The sequence below is a fragment of the Francisella sp. 19S2-4 genome (assembly GCF_036281795.1).
In the GTDB taxonomy this organism is placed as follows: domain Bacteria; phylum Pseudomonadota; class Gammaproteobacteria; order Francisellales; family Francisellaceae; genus Francisella.
The window spans coordinates 1-3,986 of record NZ_JAWUZH010000078.1 but is presented as its reverse complement, the minus strand read 5'-3'; the positions used below and the strand labels follow the sequence as shown (position 1 = coordinate 3,986).

Sequence of the window (3,986 nt, the reverse complement as noted above, 5' to 3'; positions counted from 1 at the left end):
TGCAAAATCACACTTGTCAAGTACTTAATCACCAAAAAATACCGACTTTTATATTAAATTTAATAAAAATACTTATCGTAGAAAACTTCACTTCACGGTTTAATAATTTATTTGAAAGAAAAATAAAATAATTTAAATAAGATTGAAAATTATATATTATTTGCAAAATCATTCGTTGCTTTTACTAAAGCATCAATAATTCCTGGTTCAGTTGCTGAGTGTCCTGCATCAGGGATTATTTCTAATTTCGCTTCTGGCCAAGCCTTATGTAAATCCCAAGCACTAGCCGTAGGACAAACCATATCATAACGACCTTGAACAATAACACCCGGAATATTCCTTATCTTATGAGCATTCTTAAGAAGCTGTGCTTCCTCTAAAAACAACTGGTTTATAAAGAAATGATTTTCTATTCGTGCAAATGCTAAACTAAAATCTTCTCCCGCAAATCTCTCTATTGATTCATCATCAATATAAAGCTTACTTGTAGAACCTTCCCAAATACTCCAAGCTTTAGCTGCTTTTCTTTTAAGCTCCTCATTATCGCCAGTTAATAATTTATGGTATGCAACCAAAAAGTCACCTCTTAACTCCTGAGGTATTGGAGCTATATAATGCTCCCACATATCTGGAAATACTTCACTTGCTCCATGCTGGTATAACCATGCAATCTCTTTACGTCTACCTAAGAATATTCCTCTAAGTACTAATTCTGTGACAACTTCTGGATGAGCTTGTGCGTATGCTAGACCTAAAGTACTCCCCCAAGAGCCACCAAAAATCATCCATCTATCTATTTTTAATTTTTTTCGGATAGTTTCAAAGTCATTAATTAAGTCTGAGGTAGTATTTTCTCTAAGCTCTGCAAATGGCGTACTTTTTCCACACCCTCTTTGATCTACAAGAACAATGCGATATTTCTCTGGATTAAAATACTGTCTAGCACCAGGGCTAATTCCCCCTCCAGGCCCTCCATGTATAAATACAACAGGCTTACCTGTAGGGTTACCACACTCTTCAAAATATATAGTATGAATTTCTGAAACTTTTAGAAATTCTTCATTGTATGGTTCAATATCTGGATATAAAGGCATAACACACCCATTGTTTAATTATCTGTTAGTTAAATTATTAATCAAAAGAAATAACTACTCAACTTAATTTATAGTAGTTGTTAGAATATTTGTTTGGTTTTTCTTTAGCTGAGTTAGAAACTCCTCAATAACAATCCTCTTTACTTCGCAAATTTTATCTACAACCCTAAATAGTAAAGTTGGCATACCATTATTTAACTCCTTACCTAAAAGCCAAGAGTACGCTGAAGGATTATCCGTCTCAACAAGAATTCTATCTAAAGGAAGTTTTTTAGTTATAGATTGAATGTGTTTACTAAATAAAATCTCAACACCTATAGAAAAAAAACCTCCAAGAGCTAGGTAATTATCTATAATATCTAAATCGCCCGCATACCAATGAACCATAAACTTATTACAGTTATATTTTTCTAAAAAATTTACTACTTCTATTTCCGCTCCACTTGTATGCAGATTTAAAAATTTATTCTTTGTACTATGATGAGAAATAATATATTCAAATACTTCTAGCTGATCTTTATATGGAGATGCATATTTTAAAAACTTTTTATCTAAGCCTATTTCTCCTATTAAATCACTCTCAAGCAAATACTCATCTAAAGATGATAGATTATTAGAATATTCTTTTGCTTTCCACGGATGAATCCCAAATGATGGGATAACAAACTCATATTCATGACTTAATGCTTTTATCTTTTCATATGATGGTATACACATCGCAACTGATAAAAGTTTAATATTATGCTCTCTACATTCTATTGCGACTTTTTTAAAATTATCTAATGAGTACTTATCTGTATGAACATGCGAATCTAATAACATAACTTCTATATTATCTTTCTCCAGTGTCTATAACCATAGATTGCCACAGCTAAATAAACAAAAGTAGTAATCGCCGCAAAAAATAAGCCTTTATATACATATAAAAAAACATATGCAGAATCAACAAAAATCCAAATCACCCAATTATCTATTATCTTTTTACTTGCTAGCAAAACACACGCAAGTGAAGCTACACTTGTAAATCCATCTATATATGGAGTTGTCGAGTTTGTATATATTATAAGTAACTGAGATACAAACAGACCTAATAAAGATATATACAGAAGAACTTTTATCCGCCCTATTATATTAAGTCTATGTACTATAAGCTCATTCTTCCCTTGCGCATTATTCTGCCAACTATACCAACCATATCCAAAACTAAATAGCAGAACCACTTGTAAAATTGCATCTGCATATAATCCACTAATCGAAAATAAACTAGCACTCATAATAAGACCTAATAAACCGATCGGCCAACCAATCACATAAAGGCCTGCTAGCAAAAAAGTGCATAACAAGTTAACAACCATTGTACAAAAATCAAATATATGGAGCATTTCTTATTTAATAAGTAGTGATAAATGTTTATGCGATATAATAACTCTAAATTGCTTTTTTTAAAAACTCTTCATATCTCTAGTTATGTTTATAACTTATTAAAATAAAAAGCTATCGACATTTGTTAAGTAATTGACTAATTTTAAAACCACGTATATTATGAGTTAGGCAAATATTAATAAAAACTATAAAGGAAGAAACTATGAAAATTAAAAAAACTTTGACGGCACTATTACTAGCATCATCGGCACTTTCATTAAGCAGTTGTTGGCTTATAGTTGGTGCAGCAGCTGGTGCTGGAACTATCGCTTATATTCAAGGTGAATACTCTATGAATATGAATGGTGGTCTACAAGATGTTTATAATGCTGCTTTAGAAGCTGTACAAAGCAATAATGATTATGTCTTAACTAAGAAAGCTATTACTCCAACAGATGCTACTATAGAAGGTAATACTAAAGTTGACTCTACAGACTTCACTATAAAAATAGAAAAACTTACTAGTAATGCTTCAAAAGTTAGTATTAAGTTTGGTACTTTTGGAGATAAGACAGCATCCGCAACATTAATGGATCAAATTCAAAAAAATGCTAAATAGAGAAAAATAAAGAATGAAAATACTTAATAAAAAGCTTTTTTTCATATTATTAGCCCTATCTTCCACAGTAACTCTTAATAGCTGCATATTAGCGGCCGTTGCTGTTGGTGGTGGGACAGTTGCATATATTGATGGCAATTATTCTATGAATATCCAAGGAAACTACAAAGATGTTTATAATGCAGCACTTAAAGCTGTTAATAGTAATAATGACTATGTATTAGTTTCTAAAGACATTGACTCAGTAAATAATAATGCTGACATTGAAGGAGCCACAAAAATCGATAGTACTAGTTTTTCTATAGCAATAGAAGAACTTACGAGTAAAGCTTCAAAAGTCACTATTAAATTTGGTACTTTTGGAGATCAACAAATGTCATCTACTTTAATGGATCAAATTCAGGCTAACGTACACCAAAACTCTTAGCATGTACAAAAAATTTCGTTTATTGATACTATCTATTCTTATAATATCTTGTCTTAATAGCTGTGTTTTAGCTACCATACTTATAGGTACAGCAGTTGTTGCGGGCGGAGCAGTTTATTATATAAATGGTAATTATATAATAGAAATTCCTAGAGATTTAAGAACTGTATATAATGCCACAATAAAAGCTATTCAGATGAACAACCGTTATTCACTTAAAAATCAATCATACACTGGAAAGTCCGCTACAGTTAATGCTTCTGAAGCTGGCACTAATATTTCTATAGACTTAACAGGTATTAAAAATCGAACAACAGAAATAAAAATCAGATATGGTGCTCTTGGAGATGAAAATAAATCTGCTAACCTTGTAAATGAAATAACAAAAAATATCGACTAAATATCTATTTAAGACTGTTGAATAAATCTTTCAATTTCTATGAATAGGAATATTTTTGCTATTTTTAGTAAAAACTTAGCCTTA

At 31.0% G+C, this 3,986-nt stretch carries 6 protein-coding genes; 3 read left to right on the top strand and 3 right to left on the bottom strand.

The window, feature by feature from the left end; translation table 11 throughout:
* Nucleotides 1-149 precede the first annotated feature (149 nt).
* The 3 genes from pip to pnuC all read right to left on the bottom strand — a co-directional run bounded on the left by pip (nt 150) and on the right by pnuC (nt 2,476).
* The gene (gene pip / locus R8535_RS10680) at nt 150-1,094 is read right to left on the bottom strand and encodes a prolyl aminopeptidase (protein ID WP_329499111.1); all 945 of its coding nucleotides are present in this window, start codon (nt 1,092-1,094) and stop codon (nt 150-152) included.
* A gap of 63 nt (nt 1,095-1,157) precedes the next feature.
* Complete coding sequence (locus R8535_RS10675; RefSeq protein ID WP_329499110.1) at nt 1,158-1,916, bottom strand: TatD family hydrolase; 759 nt, start codon at nt 1,914-1,916, stop codon at nt 1,158-1,160.
* A 5-nt stretch (nt 1,917-1,921) separates the two neighbouring features.
* Nucleotides 1,922-2,476, bottom strand: a complete 555-nt coding sequence (gene pnuC, locus R8535_RS10670) for a nicotinamide riboside transporter PnuC (protein ID WP_329499108.1) — start codon at nt 2,474-2,476, stop codon at nt 1,922-1,924.
* 203 nt (nt 2,477-2,679) lie between these two features.
* Between pnuC and R8535_RS10665 the strand changes: the two genes are divergently transcribed.
* The 3 genes from R8535_RS10665 to R8535_RS10655 are packed head-to-tail and all read left to right on the top strand — an operon-like array spanning nt 2,680 to nt 3,902.
* Complete coding sequence (locus R8535_RS10665) at nt 2,680-3,075, top strand: DUF3568 family protein (protein ID WP_329499106.1); 396 nt, start codon at nt 2,680-2,682, stop codon at nt 3,073-3,075.
* Between the two features lie 13 nt (nt 3,076-3,088).
* Nucleotides 3,089-3,502: a DUF3568 domain-containing protein gene (locus R8535_RS10660; RefSeq protein WP_329499105.1), complete on the top strand. Its 414-nt coding sequence runs from the start codon at nt 3,089-3,091 to the stop codon at nt 3,500-3,502.
* A gap of 1 nt (nt 3,503) precedes the next feature.
* Entirely contained in the window at nt 3,504-3,902 is a 399-nt protein-coding gene (locus tag R8535_RS10655) for a DUF3568 family protein (protein WP_329499103.1), read from the top strand.
* Nucleotides 3,903-3,986 lie beyond the last annotated feature (84 nt).

Coding starts and splice junctions, on each gene's coding strand:
- pip (WP_329499111.1), bottom strand. CDS start 1,094: ATGCCTTTATATCCAGATATTGAACCATACAATGAAGAATTTCTAAAA.
- R8535_RS10660 (WP_329499105.1), top strand. CDS start 3,089: ATGAAAATACTTAATAAAAAGCTTTTTTTCATATTATTAGCCCTATCT.
- R8535_RS10665 (WP_329499106.1), top strand. CDS start 2,680: ATGAAAATTAAAAAAACTTTGACGGCACTATTACTAGCATCATCGGCA.
- R8535_RS10655 (WP_329499103.1), top strand. CDS start 3,504: ATGTACAAAAAATTTCGTTTATTGATACTATCTATTCTTATAATATCT.
- pnuC (WP_329499108.1), bottom strand. CDS start 2,476: ATGCTCCATATATTTGATTTTTGTACAATGGTTGTTAACTTGTTATGC.
- R8535_RS10675 (WP_329499110.1), bottom strand. CDS start 1,916: ATGTTATTAGATTCGCATGTTCATACAGATAAGTACTCATTAGATAAT.